The 15,588-nt window shown below is 57.3% G+C and carries 11 protein-coding genes, 1 tRNA gene and 1 pseudogene; 8 read left to right on the top strand and 5 right to left on the bottom strand.

The annotated features are described in order from the left end of the window. Positions 1 to 31: 31 nt before the first annotated feature. The 7 genes from rpmI (at position 32) to ACZYSM_RS16445 (ending at position 4,953) form a co-directional block, all read left to right on the top strand. Positions 32 to 226 (top strand): 50S ribosomal protein L35, encoded by a 195-nt coding sequence (gene rpmI, locus ACZYSM_RS16415; RefSeq protein ID WP_003442181.1) that lies wholly within the window; start codon positions 32 to 34, stop codon positions 224 to 226. Between the two features lie 29 nt (positions 227 to 255). Continuing rightward, positions 256 to 612, top strand: a complete 357-nt coding sequence (rplT, locus tag ACZYSM_RS16420; protein ID WP_007905879.1) for a 50S ribosomal protein L20 — start codon at positions 256 to 258, stop codon at positions 610 to 612. 109 nt (positions 613 to 721) lie between these two features. Beyond that, positions 722 to 1,738, top strand: a complete 1,017-nt coding sequence (pheS, locus tag ACZYSM_RS16425; protein WP_489072514.1) for a phenylalanine--tRNA ligase subunit alpha — start codon at positions 722 to 724, stop codon at positions 1,736 to 1,738. Between the two features lie 26 nt (positions 1,739 to 1,764). After that, positions 1,765 to 4,143 (top strand): phenylalanine--tRNA ligase subunit beta, encoded by a 2,379-nt coding sequence (pheT, locus tag ACZYSM_RS16430; RefSeq protein WP_489072515.1) that lies wholly within the window; start codon positions 1,765 to 1,767, stop codon positions 4,141 to 4,143. A 3-nt stretch (positions 4,144 to 4,146) separates the two neighbouring features. Next, complete coding sequence (gene ihfA, locus ACZYSM_RS16435; RefSeq protein ID WP_002553164.1) at positions 4,147 to 4,449, top strand: integration host factor subunit alpha; 303 nt, start codon at positions 4,147 to 4,149, stop codon at positions 4,447 to 4,449. Then, positions 4,430 to 4,786, top strand: a complete 357-nt coding sequence (locus ACZYSM_RS16440; protein ID WP_003179985.1) for a MerR family transcriptional regulator — start codon at positions 4,430 to 4,432, stop codon at positions 4,784 to 4,786. The genes ihfA and ACZYSM_RS16440 overlap by 20 nt, the downstream gene beginning before the upstream one ends. 90 nt (positions 4,787 to 4,876) lie before the next feature. Next, positions 4,877 to 4,953: transfer RNA gene (locus ACZYSM_RS16445), tRNA-Pro, on the top strand. Positions 4,954 to 5,664: 711 nt separating this feature from the next. On the opposite strand, the pseudogene ACZYSM_RS16450 reads toward ACZYSM_RS16445, so the two are convergent. The 5 genes and pseudogenes from ACZYSM_RS16450 to ACZYSM_RS16470 form a co-directional block, all read right to left on the bottom strand. Then, a pseudogene (locus tag ACZYSM_RS16450) lies at positions 5,665 to 6,102 on the bottom strand (site-specific integrase); the annotation flags it as partial. 92 nt (positions 6,103 to 6,194) lie between these two features. Next, a complete protein-coding gene (locus tag ACZYSM_RS16455) occupies positions 6,195 to 6,518 on the bottom strand; it encodes an isochorismate lyase (protein ID WP_489072516.1) in 324 nt (107 codons plus the stop codon). Positions 6,519 to 6,583: 65 nt separating this feature from the next. Further along, a complete protein-coding gene (locus ACZYSM_RS16460) occupies positions 6,584 to 7,831 on the bottom strand; it encodes a histidine decarboxylase (RefSeq protein WP_489072517.1) in 1,248 nt (415 codons plus the stop codon). 145 nt (positions 7,832 to 7,976) lie between these two features. Next, on the bottom strand, positions 7,977 to 9,812 hold the full coding sequence (locus ACZYSM_RS16465) for a (2,3-dihydroxybenzoyl)adenylate synthase (RefSeq protein WP_489072518.1): 1,836 nt from the start codon (positions 9,810 to 9,812) through the stop codon (positions 7,977 to 7,979). Positions 9,813 to 9,838: 26 nt separating this feature from the next. Then, positions 9,839 to 10,984, bottom strand: coding sequence for an isochorismate synthase (locus tag ACZYSM_RS16470; RefSeq protein ID WP_489072519.1), 1,146 nt, complete (start codon positions 10,982 to 10,984; stop codon positions 9,839 to 9,841). Positions 10,985 to 11,127: 143 nt separating this feature from the next. Between ACZYSM_RS16470 and ACZYSM_RS16475 the strand changes: the two genes are divergently transcribed. Beyond that, positions 11,128 to 15,540, top strand: coding sequence for an amino acid adenylation domain-containing protein (locus ACZYSM_RS16475; RefSeq protein ID WP_489072520.1), 4,413 nt, complete (start codon positions 11,128 to 11,130; stop codon positions 15,538 to 15,540). Positions 15,541 to 15,588: the final 48 nt, after the last annotated feature.

The raw sequence follows: 15,588 nt of genomic DNA on the forward strand, positions 1-15,588 counted from the left end.
TGTTTATCAACTGAATGCGGAGTATCCGAACATGCCAAAGATGAAGACTAAAAGTGGTGCTGCTAAGCGGTTTCTGAAAACTGCTAACGGTATCAAGCACAAACACGCTTTCAAGAGCCACATCCTGACCAAAATGTCGACTAAGCGTAAGCGTCAACTGCGCGGTAGCAGCTTGCTGCATCCGTCTGACGTTGCAAAAGTCAAGCGCATGCTGCGCCTTTGCTAATTTTTGGTTAAGAATAGAGGAAGTAACTCATGGCTCGTGTAAAGCGTGGCGTCATTGCCCGTAAGCGTCACAAAAAAATTCTGAAACTTGCTAAAGGCTACTACGGCGCGCGTTCACGCGTATTCCGTGTTGCCAAGCAAGCGGTAATCAAGGCAGGCCAATACGCCTACCGTGACCGTCGTCAGAAAAAACGTCAGTTCCGCGCTCTGTGGATCGCTCGTATCAACGCTGGTGCTCGTATCAACGGTCTGTCCTACAGCCGTTTCATCGCCGGCCTGAAAAAAGCGTCCATCGAGATCGACCGTAAGGTTCTGGCTGATCTGGCAGTGAACGAAAAAGCGGCGTTTGCTGCGATTGTCGAGAAAGCTAAAGCCACCTTGGCTTAAGTACCCCCGACAGTCACCCGGCTTCACCTCTGTGGGGCCAGGTGTTAAACGTCATAAATAGGGGAAGAGCCTTTAAGCTCTTCCCCTATTTTGTATCTGGAGTCTGTACATGGAAAACCTGGATGCGCTGGTCTCTCAAGCACTAGAGGCTGTGCAAAGCGCTGAAGATATCAATGCCCTGGAGCAAATCCGGGTTCACTACCTTGGCAAGAAGGGCGAGTTGACTCAGGTGATGAAGACCCTGGGGAATTTGCCGGCAGAAGAGCGTCCGCAGGTCGGCGCCCTGATCAACGTTGCCAAGGAGCGTGTCACAGAGGTTCTCAATGCGCGCAAGGCGTTGTTTGAAGAGGCTGATCTAGCCGCCAAACTTTCCGCCGAGTCCATTGACGTGACCCTGCCTGGCCGTGGTCAGACCTCTGGTGGTCTGCATCCGGTTACCCGCACTCTGGAACGTATCGAACAGTTCTTCACTCACATCGGCTACGGCATCGCCGAAGGCCCTGAGGTCGAAGACGATTACCACAACTTCGAGGCGCTCAACATCCCAGGCCATCACCCGGCCCGTGCGATGCATGACACCTTCTATTTCAATGCGAACATGCTGCTGCGCACCCATACCTCGCCGGTACAGGTCCGCACCATGGAATCGAAACAGCCGCCGATCCGCATCGTCTGCCCAGGCCGTGTTTATCGTTGCGACTCGGATATCACCCATTCTCCGATGTTCCACCAGGTCGAAGGCCTGCTGGTCGACCGCGATATCAACTTCGCCGACCTGAAAGGGACCATCGAGGAATTTCTGCGTGTGTTCTTCGAAAAAGAACTGGCAGTGCGCTTCCGTCCTTCGTTCTTCCCGTTCACCGAGCCGTCCGCCGAAGTCGACATGGAGTGCGTGATGTGCAGCGGTAAAGGCTGCCGTGTCTGCAAGCAGACTGGCTGGCTGGAAGTCATGGGCTGCGGGATGGTTCACCCGAACGTGCTGCGTATGTCCGGGATCGACCCGGAAGAGTTCTCGGGCTTCGCCTTCGGCATGGGCGTTGAGCGTCTGGCCATGCTGCGTTACGGCGTGAATGACTTGCGTCTGTTCTTCGACAACGACTTGCGGTTCCTTGCGCAATTTCGCTAGTCGTAACGAATTTTTAGGAGAGCAGGATGAAATTCAGTGAACAATGGCTGCGCGGCTGGGTAAGCCCGCAGGTAAGTCGCGACGAGCTGGTTGCTCGTCTGTCGATGGCCGGTCTTGAGGTCGATAGCGTAACGCCGGCCGCCGGTGAATTCAGTGGTGTGGTCGTGGGCGAAGTGCTGAGCACCGAGCAACACCCGGACGCCGACAAGCTGCGCGTGTGCCAGGTCAGCAATGGCTCGCAGACTTTCCAGGTAGTATGCGGCGCGCCAAACGTGCGTCCGGGCCTGAAAATCCCGTTCGCCATGATCGGTGCCGAGCTGCCAGGCGACTTCAAGATCAAGAAAGCCAAGCTGCGTGGCGTTGAATCCAACGGCATGCTGTGCTCCCAGGCCGAGCTGCAAGTCGGTGAAGGCAATGATGGTCTGATGGAATTACCGGCCGATGCTCCTGTCGGTCAGGATATTCGTGAGTACCTGAGCCTGGACGACGCGAGCATTGAGGTCGATCTGACCCCGAACCGCGGCGACTGCCTGTCCCTGGCTGGTCTGGCCCGTGAAGTCGGCGCGCTCTACGCTGCTGAAGTCACACGCCCTGTCGTTGCGACTGTTCCAGCCGTGCACGATGAAGTGCGCTCGGTTGAAGTCCTGGCACCAGCGGCTTGCCCACGTTACCTCGGTCGGGTGATCCGCAACGTCGATCTGTCCAAGCCTACGCCGCTGTGGATGGTCGAGCGTCTGCGTCGTGCCGACGTGCGCAGCATCGACGCTGCCGTCGACATCACTAACTACGTGATGCTGGAACTGGGTCAACCGCTGCACGCGTTCGATCTCGCTGAAATCAATGGCGGCATCCGCGTGCGCATGGCCGATGAAGGCGAGAAGCTGGTATTGCTCGACGGTCAGGAAGTCAGCCTGCGTAGCGATACGCTGGTAATCGCCGACCACTCCCGCGCCTTGGCCATTGCCGGCGTGATGGGCGGCGAGCACAGCGGTGTGTCTGCGACCACTCGCGACGTCTTCCTGGAAAGCGCGTTCTTCGACCAGATTGCGGTCGCTGGCAAAGCGCGTTCCTACGGCCTGCACACCGACGCCTCGCACCGCTACGAGCGTGGTGTGGATTGGCAACTGGCCCGTGAAGCCATGGAGCGCGCCACAGGCCTGCTGCTGGACATCACTGGCGGCGAAGCCGGTCCGATCATCGAAACCGTCAGCGAGCAGCACTTGCCGTCGATCGCGCCGATCACTTTGCGTGCCCAGCGCATCACCCAGATGCTGGGTATGGAAATGGATTCGACCGAAGTAGAGCGTCTGCTCAGCGCTTTGGGTCTGACCATTTCTGCCGATGGGGCAGGGCAGTGGCGCGTAGAAGTGCCAAGCTTTCGCTTCGATATCAGCCTCGAAGTCGACCTGATCGAAGAGCTGGCCCGTCTGTACGGCTACAACCGTCTGCCGGTTCGCTACCCGCAAGCCCGTCTGGCGCCGCAAGCCAAGGCTGAGGCTCGGAGCGATCTGCCTGAGCTGCGCCGTCTGCTGGTGGCCCGTGGTTATCAGGAAGCGATCACCTATAGCTTCATCGATCCGAAACAGTTCGAGCTGTTTAATCCGGGCGTCGAACCGCTGCTGCTGGCCAACCCGATTTCGAACGACATGGCTGCCATGCGCTCGTCCCTGTGGCCAGGTCTGGTCAAGGCGCTTCAGCACAACCTGAATCGTCAACAAGATCGCGTGCGCCTGTTCGAAAGCGGCCTGCGCTTCGTTGGTCAGCTGGAAGGTCTGAAGCAAGAGCCGATGCTGGCCGGTGTGGTGTGCGGTAGCCGTCTGCCGGAAGGCTGGGCGCAAGGTCGCGATGCAGTGGACTTCTTCGACGTCAAAGCCGACGTGGAAGCAGTGCTGGGCTTTGCCGGTGCACTGGACGCGTTCACCTTCGTGCCGGGCAACCATCCTGCGTTGCATCCGGGTCAAACCGCGCGCATCGAGCGTGATGGTCGAGAAGTAGGTTACGTTGGTGCTATCCACCCAGAATTGTCGAAAACCCTCGGTCTCGACCGTCCGGTCTTCGTTTTCGAGCTGGTTTTGGCGGAAGTGGCGTTGGGCAAAATGCCTAAATTCCACGAGTTATCGCGCTTTCCTGAAGTACGTCGTGACCTGGCGTTGCTGGCCGACAAAGACGTTGCAGCCAGTGCCGTACTGGACGTAATCCGTGAAAATGCAGGCGAGTGGCTGACAGACCTCAGGCTATTTGACGTGTATCAGGGTAAAGGCATTGATCCGCATAGAAAAAGCCTTGCAGTCGGCTTGACCTGGCAGCATCCATCGCGCACTCTTAATGACGATGAGGTGAATACTACGACGCAAAACATCCTCACCTCGCTCGAACAAAGGTTGAACGCCACGTTAAGGAAGTGACGTATGGGGGCTCTGACGAAGGCTGAAATGGCGGAACGTCTGTATGAAGAGTTGGGCCTGAATAAACGGGAGGCCAAGGAATTGGTCGAACTGTTTTTTGAAGAAATCAGGCACGCTCTTGAAGACAACGAACAGGTGAAGTTGTCCGGTTTCGGCAACTTCGACCTTCGGGACAAACGCCAGCGGCCTGGCCGCAATCCGAAAACGGGAGAAGAAATCCCGATCACGGCTCGCCGTGTGGTCACCTTTCGTCCAGGGCAGAAGTTGAAGGCCCGAGTTGAGGCTTATGCTGGAACCAAGTCATAACGACGAGCTACCCGTCATCCCAGGCAAACGCTACTTCACCATCGGTGAAGTCAGCGAGCTTTGTGCGGTTAAACCGCACGTGCTGCGCTATTGGGAGCAGGAGTTTCCTCAACTCAACCCCGTCAAGCGCCGCGGAAACCGTCGGTACTACCAGCGCCAGGATGTGCTGATGATCCGGCAGATCCGCGCGTTGCTGTATGACCAGGGGTTCACCATCGGCGGAGCGCGTCTGCGTCTTTCCGGTGATGAAGCCAAAGACGACACGACCCAATACAAGCAAATGATTCGCCAGATGATCGCCGAACTGGAAGATGTCCTGGTGGTGCTCAAGAAGTAAAATTTCGGCTTTTAAATACTTCCACATTTCAAAAGCTTGCGTTATATTCCTGAGCGTTCCGTGAGAAGCGAAACGAGTTTCACGCCTAGTCGGGGCGTAGCGCAGTCCGGTAGCGCACTAGCATGGGGTGCTAGGGGTCGAGTGTTCGAATCACTCCGTCCCGACCATATTTTTCAATGACTTAGCCCAATCTGAAAAGGTTGGGCTTTTTCATGTCCGGGATTTTGTGAGTTCACGCCGCTTTTGGCCCTTTTTCGCGCTGCCTTTGGCACCAATCCTGTCTGATATTTCTCTTCCTTTCTCAGCTTTTTCGCATGTCAGATAGCCTTGCCAAACGCCCTGTTTTCGGGCGATTAGGGCGTTTTTCCTCACCCGCTCCGCGGCGCTAAACCTGGAAGCTCAGTTCCGATTCTTCGTTCTAAAAGGTCACCATCCCAAATCAGCGAAACCGGCTGTACGTCACGCGGGCCGTGCCTTTGAAGACAAACGGAAGCACCTTTAGGCCGGACTTCCGATTGTGCGCTAGGGAAACGGAACAGAGCGCGGGGAGGGCGCATCTATTCGAATTGATTGCTGACGGGCTGTGGGCCTTCTGAAGACCCTTTGATCACAAGGCCCAGGGGCTGATTTGGAATCAAACCATCGCGTCCGAGAGCCTGACTCATACCTCCAAATTCGACGTTTTTGGGCCCAAACCGCAGTGCCAAACAGACCGCAAATTCACCCGACTTCTTGCTGTTTTGGTGACAAACCATTTTGCAGGTAGTTGGCACCGATTGAGTGCCGCTGAACCCTCGAAAGATCCGTCGGCCGCGGCTTCTAGCGGTCAGCTCGGAATCTCTTGCAAGGTCCTGGTCGGTGCCAAATCCGCTGCTAACTCACATTAGGTCCGGAATCGCCTCTGACCAGATGATTTCTTCGTGGTCGCGCTGGTAGTTTTTGGTCATGCCCTCGCTCGCATGGCCTGCTATTTTCTGCCCATCCTTCCCGGCCTTTTTGTAAAGGTGAAGCGACAGCGCTCGGACTTCGTGGAAGCCTGGTATCTCTTCTTCTTTCCATCCTGCATAACATCGCCACCTCACGAGCTTCTTGAATGCTCGAGTCAAATACCTATCTTCAATCTTGGTCCAGTGGTCTTTCGTCTGAGCCTATTTCTGTTTCAGACGATCAGGCTCCCGGTGTACCAGGTAAGGCGAAGCGATGTTGTCCCGGCAATGGATGATTACAGCCTGCAACTCAGCCGTCACCCGAAAATGAATCCACGCCGCGTCACTGGTCTTGGCCGCCTTCTTCCGCACCACGTACAGGTGCACCTCCTGAACACCATCAACCGGGCGTCTACTGCTGATTGAGCGCTGCCGTGTCTGCTTGAGGCAATCGAGTAGCGCCATATTGCCCATAAGTGGGTTTATGCTTGAGCCCGATCGGGATAAGTGGCTCGCCAATGCAGAATTTGCTGCTGAATATTCCAGTGAATAATGTGCTCGTATAGCTTCTCGACAAAGGCTGCGTCAAACCCGGCGGCGGTTGCCCATTCACGGCGATCTTCAAGCATCGCCGCGACTCGTTCTGGAGCGGGTATAGCCTGCTCGTCGGCTTTGAATTGCACCGCTGCTTTCACATAACCCAGGCGTTGTTGCAGGGACTCAAGGATCTGACGGTCGAAAAAGTCGATGCCTGCCCGAATGTCACTGAGGTTTTCGCAGGCTTCAGGCGCTTTAAGTTGCGGCATGATGTTTGTCTCTATTAACAATGATGAGAAGGGTGTGTGTTTGAGGGGCTGATGCTGACCGCTGTTTATCTCTCGTCAGTTAACGTTAAATCCGGCGCAAGGTAGTGGGTGCGAAAATTGAATGGGTCCGAAGGCAGCAGTTCGCTAATGACCTGTTTAGCGTGCGCTCTCCTGGATCGCCAGGCATCCGGCTGAAGATCAGCAATCACCTCGTCGATCAACGCATCGATCATTCTGTTGTCGTGATGATGAGGCGTGGCGATCAGGTGTGCGGTATTTCCGGAGGTGGCCAGGCAATATTTCTTCGATATCCTCTCCGACGGACAAGGGAACACCACGGTGATGGAGTTTTCGTTGCGCCAGGCGTCAACGCCTGCGGCCTGGAGTCGATCGACGGCATACTGCGCCGTCTCCAGGCTGTGCTTGATACGGCGGCGCCAGTCAGCCAATGAGTGACTGCGAAGCGCCGCCCACATCATCATCGGCGTATGGCCATTGCGCGAGCCGCTGATGGTCTTGTCATTGGCCGAAATATAGTCAACTTCAACCGAGATGCGTGCGACGTTCTTTTGTTTGGCTACCACGATTCCGCACGGAATGGGGGAGCCGATCATCTTGTGGCCGGAGACGCAGATCGAATCGATACCATCGGCAAAAGTGAAGGGCTGTGGGTCATCGACGAAGGGCAGGATCATCCCGCTCAGCGCAGCGTCTGCGTGCAGGTAATAGTCGTGACGGGCAATGCCCGCCTGATGCAGGCGTTGTTGAATAGTGGCGATGTTATCGACGGCGCCGCGCATCGTCGTGCCGATGTTGGCGAAGATGATGGGGTGGCGCTCCTTATCGGCGGTGATTTTCTCCATCAAGTCGTCATAGTCTATTTCTCCATTGGCCGATGACTCGACAGCGCGGCATTTGATACGCAGCAATTTGACAATTTTCGCCACGGAATAATGGGTATCTTTTGAGTAGTACAGGGTGCCCTCCGGGAAGAGTTCGCGGCCCAGATAGCAACCAAACATGTTGCCTTCCGTTCCCCCGTTGGTGACGTAACCCCAGCTGTCTTCGAGGGGAATGCTGAATAGCTCGGAGAAGTACTCCATGACCTCCTTTTCAAAGTCAAAAGAGTTCAATACATAGTTGCTGTACTCGTTCCAGTCTCCGCAGTTGTTGATCGAAAAACGCAAGAATCGATGCAGCTGGGAGTAATCAAAATCCGCTGACTCCGGGTATCCGATATTGAAGTACTGATTCTTCAAGCAGTGCTGCCAAAAGCTATCAAGCCTGGTTTGATCGGCAGTGGATAAAGTCATTGCTAACTCCTTTTAAATCGACTTGGCGGGCCGAGCTCAATGCAGTGGACAGGACGTTGTTGCAGATGAGTCGGCCCGCTTGACTACAATCAGATCGTTCTCTGGCCGTCACTGTCTCGGCGAGTGTTCTCGTTGCTCGTCGTCATCACGCGGCCTTCTGCCGCGTTTCTACCAACGACCACCAACTGGCAAGCGTGGGTGAGTTCGCCAGTTCTTCAAAACTGACGGCTATACCTCGATCCTTGAGTTCTGCTGCGAGTCTCATCACTTGCAAAGAGTCGAGGCCGTAGAAAATCAGGTTTTCCTCCGGGTCCAGGTCCGTTCCGTCCTCGATGAGTTGCAGTACGCGTGTTTGTAGCCAGGCGCGTGTGGTTTCCGCGGCCAGGAGCTGACGCAGATGCTTCTTATCGATCTTGCCCACCGCGGTGAGCGGCATGATTTCGATGAGCCGGATGCGGTCGGGAAGTTTGTATTCGGCGATACCGAGCTCCATCAAGTGGCGTCTCAGTGCGGGTGGTTTCAGGTTGGGGTTGCGGGAGACGATGAACGCGCAGCTCTTTTCACCCAGCATGTCGTCGGGCATGGCCACCAAGCCTGCATGGGTCACGTCGGGGTGGAGGACGATAAGGTTTTCTATTTCCTCCGATGCCACTTTTTCGCCGCCGCGGTTGATCTGGTCCTTTACCCTGCCGACTACCCGCAAATCGCCTTGCGGGGTGAGCTGGACGAGGTCGCCGGAATAGTAGTAACCCTCATCATCGAACGCCTGGGCATTCTGTTCGGGGCTTCGGTAGTACCCACAGAACGTGTAGGGGCCGCGTGTGGCGAGCATGCCAGGCTCGCCGTCCTGGACGGGAACGCCTTGTTCATCGACGATTTTGATTTCGTCGCCCGGGCTGATCGGGCGGCCTTGAGTGGTGAAGATCTGCTCGTCAGAGTCGTCCAGTCGGGTGTAATTGATGAGGCCCTCGGCCATGCCGAACACCTGTTGCAGCTTGCAGCCGAGAACGCCGGGAACCTGGCGTGCAAGCGAATCGGCGAAGCAGGCGCCGCCGACCTGGAGGAATTCCAGCGATTGCAGTTGCTCTCTGTGGTCCGGTGCTGCCTGCAACCACAAGGCGACTGCGCTTGGAACCAGTGCCGCGGTATTCACCCCATGGCGCTGGATGATCGAAAAACAGGTCAGGGGTTCCGGGCTGGGGGCCATGACGATACAGCCGCCTGCATACAGGACACCCAAGGCACCGGGCGAGCTGAGCAAGAAGTTATGCGCCGCAGGCAGGGCGCAAAGAAAGCGAGTCTGCGGTGTCAGACCGCATATTTTCGCACTCGACCGCGCGTTGTAGTAATAGTCGTTATGGGTACGCGGGATGAGTTTGGGGGTGCCCGTGCTGCCGCCCGACAGTTGGAATAGCGCCACTTCACCCGGTTCGGTGGGGGAGATATTCGCGGGGCTCTCGTCTGGGGTTTCGATCCAGTCAGTGAGATTGTTTTCGCGACGCTGCTCGCCCAGCAGCAAGGTGATTTCAGGGCTTGAGCCGGCCTCCTTGAAGTCTGCGATAAAGCTGTCATCGCGAAAGACTTCATGCTCGCGAGAGGCGATCAGTAGCCTTGGCTCGATTTGCCTGGCGTAGGTCTTGAGTTCCAGTTTTCGATGGCTGTATAGCGCGTTGAGGGGCGCGATCCCGGCCTTGAGCAGTGCGAAGAAGACAATGTAAAACTCCGCGATATTGGGCAGTTGCACCAAGGCGGTGTCGCCTTTGCCGAGCCCACTGGCCGCTAGTCGCGAGGCAAGGTTGGACGACAGTTGGTCCAGCTCGCCATAGCTGAATCGGCGATCACCGCAAATAATCGCCAACGCGTGCGGTTGCGACTGGCTGCGCACCTGGAGAATGCGCGTGAGCGGCTTATCGATCCAGTAGCCCTTGTCCCGATAGCTTTGAGCTCGGTCTTGAGGCCAGTGATTAAATTCAATAGTCATAGTTGTCACTAGTAATGAAGTTCAAGTTAGTGGGTCAGTCCGCATGCGCGCAGCATGGTGCCGAGTTTGGTCTGGACTTCTGTCCATTCGGAGTCGGGATTCGAGGCTTCGACGATGCCCGCACCGGCGAACAGCCGCACCCTGTTGCGTTTAACGGTGCCGCAGCGAATCGTCACGACCCATTCGCCATTGCCCTGGGCATCGCACCAACCAACCATGCCGGTGAACAGGCCGCGCTCGAAGGGTTCGACGAAACGGATCAGTCGCCGGGCGCGCTCGGTGGGAAACCCACATACGGCAGGCGTCGGGTGCAGGCGGCAGGCAAGCTGCAAGGCCGAGACGGACGGATCCGCCAATGTGCCTTCGATACGCGTGGAGAGATGCCAGAGTGCGGGGGTGCTGATGAGGGAAGGGCGTTCTGGCACATTCAATTGTGCGCACAGCTCTCCTAGTTGAGTGGTGATGTCCTGTGTCACGAGACGGTGCTCGTAGTGATCCTTTTCCGACGTTGACAGCCAATCTGCATTGAGGCGGTCGGCTTGCGAATCGGCCATGCGTTTGGCCGAGCCTGCCAGCGGGTTGGATACGAAGCTTAGGCCTTCCTTGCGAACAAGAAGCTCGGGACTGACGCCGATCAGCGTGGCGCCATCAGGCATTGGAACGCGGAAGTGATAGCCGTTTTGGTTCTGGGCCCGCAGATTGTTCTGCATGGCGCACACATCAACATCCTGTGCGAAAACCAATTCTCGCTGCACAGAGAGCACTGCCTTGCGCACGTCACTGTGGCGGAAGTTCACGATGGCGTGTTCTACCGCCCGCTTGAATGCCTGCTCGTTCGGGATGTTTTTCTGCTCGATCAGCTCAGGCAGTGTTGTACCGCCCGTTTGCGCGATGGCGCTTCGCGCTCGCCACTCAGCGTGTTCGGGGATGTAGAGGCAAGAGGCTTCAGCGGGATCGAAAGGGATGGCGCCGACTATTATCGGATTGCTCTGGCCGGCCTTGCGCGCTCGATCGAGGGCTTGCACAACCGATTTCTGGAACAGGCTATTGGGGTCATCGCCGCCGATGGCAGGTGTTTCGATTCTCTGAAGCATCCCTGCGACTGCAAGCTCTCGGTCGCCAGATGTGAATGAAAAACTCTCCTTTTCATCAATCAGTTGCACCTCATCCATGTCATTTGTTCTCAGGGTGCCCGTTCTCATTGGGGGAAGCCTCCGTGGCCCGTGGGTCAAAAAATTAACTGTTGAATTATAATGATTATCGTTTCTAATAGGGGGCGCTAATCATTTAGATTTGTCAATCGCATGAGTGAGCCATGAGAGAGTTAACTTCAATGCAGGCCGCCTGCTGGATTGGGCGCAGTGCTCATGCGGCTTTAGGGGGAGTTTCGGCTCATCTTTATGCCGAGTTCGATGGCCATTCCATTGACCTGGAACGGTTTCGCGAGGCACTTGAACGGGTGTGTCTGCTGCATCCAATGCTTCGGGTTCGGGTGAATGCCGAAGGGTTGCAATCCATTGCTTCGGTGGATCAATCGCCGCAGCTGGAGGTCGAAGATTTACGATTGTTGACAGAGCAGGAAGTGGAGCGGCATCTGCTCGGCAAGCGCGAGGAGTGGACTCATCAGCAGCTTGATCTCTGCCACGGCCAAGCCGCACGTTTCTCCGTGAGCCTGCTGGCTGACGACGAGTTCCGCTTACATGTCGATACGGACATGATCGCCATCGATCCGTCGAGTTTGCGCACGCTGATGGAAGACCTCGCAAGGTTTTATGAGGACCCCGACGGGCCCGTTCCACTCACGCCATCTTTCTTCGATTGGTACGACAAAGCGCGTACCGATACGTCGCTCAAGGCCGCCCGCGCCCGTGACCGTCTCTGGTGGCGTGAGCGCCTGGCTGACGTCGCGCCTGCGCCGACGTTGCCTTTTCTCGATGCCCAGCCAGATCAAGCGCGTAGCCATCGATTAAGCACATGGCTTGGCCCCGAGGAGCGTCAGGCGTTACAGCGTCTCGCCCGTGAACGAAGAATGACCCTGTCTACCTTGATGATGGGGCTTTTTGCGGCCGTTCTCGGGGCACAGACAGGGGACAAGACATTTCGCCTCAATGTCCCCACGTTCTGGCGCCCGCCGCTTGTGGATGGGGTTGAGCGGGTAGTCGGCGATTTTGCCAACGTGCTTATGCTCGATGTGGATGTTGAGTCGGCCCAGAGTCCCGCAGCGCTTTGCACGCAACTGGCGAGGAAGATGGTCGATTTACTCGAGCATTGCGCCTATCCGGGGGTGAATCTGATGCGCGATCTTTCCCGCCATCATGGTTCGCCGCAACTGGCGCCTGTCGTGTTTACGGCGGCGTTGGACATGCCTGGCGGTGATCTTTTCTCGGAGCGCGTCCGGCGTGTTTTTGGCCCGATGAACTGGGTTATCTCCCAAGGACCTCAGGTGGCTCTCGACGCGCAGATTGCGTGCGCCGACGGCGGCATCCTCGTCAATTGGGACATCCGTCTTGATGCACTGCCACGAGAATGGGTGTCGGCCATGTTCGACCGTTTCGTTGCGGTCGTGCGCGAGGTCGCTGTCTGCTCCTCTGTCCTGGATCAACCGCTGCATCCCGGCGCTTCGGAGCAAACCGTGCCTGAAGACACTGTTCACCGGGCGGTTGCCGAGAGGCCACTGACCGCTTTGCAGCAGGCCTATCTGCTTGGGCGCAGCGCGCAGATGCCGCTGGGTGGCGTGGCCATGCAGGAGTTTCGCGAGTACCGCGGGCGCATGGATCCTGCCCTGCTGCGAAACCGTTTGGTTGAAATGGTCCAGCGCCACGAAAGCCTGCGAACACGGATCGATGCGCAGAAGCTCGTGCAGTTTGTCAGTGATGAGGCGCAGATAAACCTGCAGGAAATCGACCTCACTGCCATGTCGCCAGAAGAGGCGCTCGGGTACGTCGAGGAGCGTCGTGAGGCTTATGCACACGCGCTTTTTGAGCTGGATCGTTCGCCTTGGAATGTAACGGTATTCCTTCTTCTGGAGGGGCATCTGACGGTCTTTGTGCGCTTGGATGCATTGATCCTCGATGGACGCTCGATCGCAACCCTCATGGTCGAACTGTTCGAGGGCACATCTGGCGAAACGCCGCTCATGGAGGCTGCGCCTGAGCCAGAAGACCTCGCCAGTCAACGCAAGGCGGACGCCGCTTATTGGAAGGCCAAACTCTCTGCGGTCAGCGGTGCACCGCGGATGCCATGGACCACACCGCTGGACCAGGTGGGCGCTTCCCGCTATGAGCGACAGAGCCTGCTGGTGCCCAAAGAGGCGTTTAATGCGCTCTGCAAACTGGGCGCACGGCAACGGCTGTTCAAGAATTCCGCCTTGATGGCGCTGGTGCTGGAAGTGCTTTCTCACTGGCTCGATGAGGGGGGATTGTGTGTCGCAGTTCCCGTTGCTCCGCAAACAACCGGTGCATTTGCCAATCGTTCGAGCTTTATCGCGGTCAATTGGAACTCTGACCCAAACAGCTTTACGGAGCGGGCTGCCAGGCTGCAGGTGGATGTGCTGGAAGGGCTGCAACATTTGGCCTTTTCAGGCGTGGACCTTGCCCGGCTGCTGTTCGAGTCCCACGGTCCAGGTCCCGTACTGCCAGTGGTGATCACCAACGGTTTTTCCTGGCCGGTCTCGGCAACGGACAGTCCCATGAGCCTGTGTGGCGGGCTGACCCAGACGCCACAGGTGGCGATGGATATTCGCTTTTCGGCCAACGCAGAAGGCGCGTTGGTGTTCGACATCGACTATGCGCGCGAAGTGCTGGACCCGGCTGTTGTCAGCGATGTCTTGAACGCAATCGCGAAGGCGGTCGGCCAGATCACAGCAGGCGGTGTTTTCACCATTGATGCTTCGGCGATTATCGACAGGAGCCACTACCGTCTGAATGGCAATGTCACTGAGGCGTGCCGCGAGGGGTTTCTCGGCCGGATCGCGACGAATATCTTTGATCGCACCAACGCCAGAATCGCCCTCGTCAGCGGTGACCGGCAAATCAGCTATGCCGAACTCGGCGATGGCGTGTGCCGCGTTATCGCCGCATTGAAAACGCGCGGGCTTTCTCAAGGCCATGTCGTCGCCATCTGTCTGCCCCGCAGTCCGGAGCACACGATGGTGATGTTGGCCTGTGCATTGACGGGCTTGGTCTGGGTCCCCATCGACGCTTCGGCACCTGGCGAACGACTGCATTACCTGCTGGAAAACTGTCGACCCGATCTAGTGGTGATCACCCAAGGTGAGCCGGTCGAGCACCCCGTCGCGACACCCGATGAGCTTTTGTCTGTTCAAGCACAGGTTCCGCCCGCGCTGGATGACCTGTCGTTGAGCAAAGCACCCGCCTATTACCTCTATACTTCGGGCACCACCGGCAAGCCGAAATGTGTCGTCCTGAGCAACCGAGCCACTGCCAATGTCATCGGCAGCACCCTTGAGCACTGGGCTGTGACCGAGCGCGATGTGTTCATTTCTGTGACCCCGCTTCACCATGACATGTCGGTGTTCGACGTGTTGGGATGCCTGACAGCGGGGGCGACGCTGGTGCTTCCTGGCCCGGGCGAGGAAAAGGATGCGGTGCGCTGGAACCAACTGATTGCCACGCATCAAGTGACGTTGTGGTGTTCCGTGCCTGCCATTCTGGAGATGCTCCTCTCTTGCCGCGCCACCAATGAGTTGAAGAGTCTGCGCCTGATTGCCCAGGGCGGTGACTACATCAAGCCCGCCGTCATTGCCGAGTTGCGCGAGCTGCTGCCGTCATCACGGTTGATTTCCCTGGGGGGGCCGACGGAGACAACCATCTGGAGCATCTGGCACGAAATCGCTGCAGATGATCTGGCGGTGATCCCTTATGGAAGGCCCTTACCCGGTAACAGCTACTTCCTCCTTAACCCACAAGGCGAGCATTGTCCGGCGGGCGTTGTAGGCCGAATTCACACGGCCGGCGTCAACCTCGCGCTGGGGTATCTGGAAAACGGCGGCCTGACACAGAGCGAGTTCGTGACCGTCAGTGATGAACATGGCCAAGCCGTTCGCGCCTTCCGCACCGGCGACTGTGGGCGCTACCGTCGCGATGGCACCTTGATCTTCGACAGTCGCATCAACGGCTATGTGAAAGTTCGCGGTGTGCGGGTATCGCTTCCGGACATCGAGATAGAACTGATTAATCATCCATCGGTCAGGCACGTGCTGGTCGTGGACTATGGCGAGCAGCGCCAAGGCGAGGTCTGCATCGGTGCGTTGTATGTCAGTCAGCAAGACGCTGTAGAGCTGAGCGCGTCCGAGTTGCGCAACTACGCCCGCCAACATCTGCCGCACTCTCATGTGCCCACGCGGTTCCTGAAGGTGGACGAGTTGCCGCTGTCACAAAACGGCAAGCCTGATCGCCATCGTGCCCGCAGCCTGCTCACCGCACCGGCGAATGAAGGCGCCGAATTCCATCATCGACCCGCCGCCAGGATCGAGTCGACGCAGAGAAGCAAGGTGCTGGATATCTACTTGAGCGTACTGGGTCGGACGCTGGAGGACGGTGCAGATGACGCGGTTGATTTCATCAGCCTGGGGTTGCGTCCTCAGCATTTGAAAGCCATTTCGGCACGGTTTCAGGAGGACTTCTCGGTGGTGCTTTCGCCCGGGCAATTACTGCGTTGTCGCAATGCGCAAGACGTCGAACGACTGCTCGTGGCCGATGGTTCGTGATCGCGTGAAGGATATTGATATGAACGGAGTGGCGCGCCTCAAGGCGCG

It is taken from the genome of Pseudomonas sp. F220 (assembly GCF_057813935.1).

Coding starts and splice junctions, on each gene's coding strand:
- ihfA (WP_002553164.1), top strand. CDS start 4,147: ATGGGGGCTCTGACGAAGGCTGAAATGGCGGAACGTCTGTATGAAGAG.
- ACZYSM_RS16470 (WP_489072519.1), bottom strand. CDS start 10,984: ATGGATGAGGTGCAACTGATTGATGAAAAGGAGAGTTTTTCATTCACA.
- ACZYSM_RS16465 (WP_489072518.1), bottom strand. CDS start 9,812: ATGACTATTGAATTTAATCACTGGCCTCAAGACCGAGCTCAAAGCTAT.
- ACZYSM_RS16475 (WP_489072520.1), top strand. CDS start 11,128: ATGAGAGAGTTAACTTCAATGCAGGCCGCCTGCTGGATTGGGCGCAGT.
- ACZYSM_RS16455 (WP_489072516.1), bottom strand. CDS start 6,518: ATGCCGCAACTTAAAGCGCCTGAAGCCTGCGAAAACCTCAGTGACATT.
- pheS (WP_489072514.1), top strand. CDS start 722: ATGGAAAACCTGGATGCGCTGGTCTCTCAAGCACTAGAGGCTGTGCAA.
- pheT (WP_489072515.1), top strand. CDS start 1,765: ATGAAATTCAGTGAACAATGGCTGCGCGGCTGGGTAAGCCCGCAGGTA.
- ACZYSM_RS16460 (WP_489072517.1), bottom strand. CDS start 7,831: ATGACTTTATCCACTGCCGATCAAACCAGGCTTGATAGCTTTTGGCAG.
- rplT (WP_007905879.1), top strand. CDS start 256: ATGGCTCGTGTAAAGCGTGGCGTCATTGCCCGTAAGCGTCACAAAAAA.
- ACZYSM_RS16440 (WP_003179985.1), top strand. CDS start 4,430: ATGCTGGAACCAAGTCATAACGACGAGCTACCCGTCATCCCAGGCAAA.
- rpmI (WP_003442181.1), top strand. CDS start 32: ATGCCAAAGATGAAGACTAAAAGTGGTGCTGCTAAGCGGTTTCTGAAA.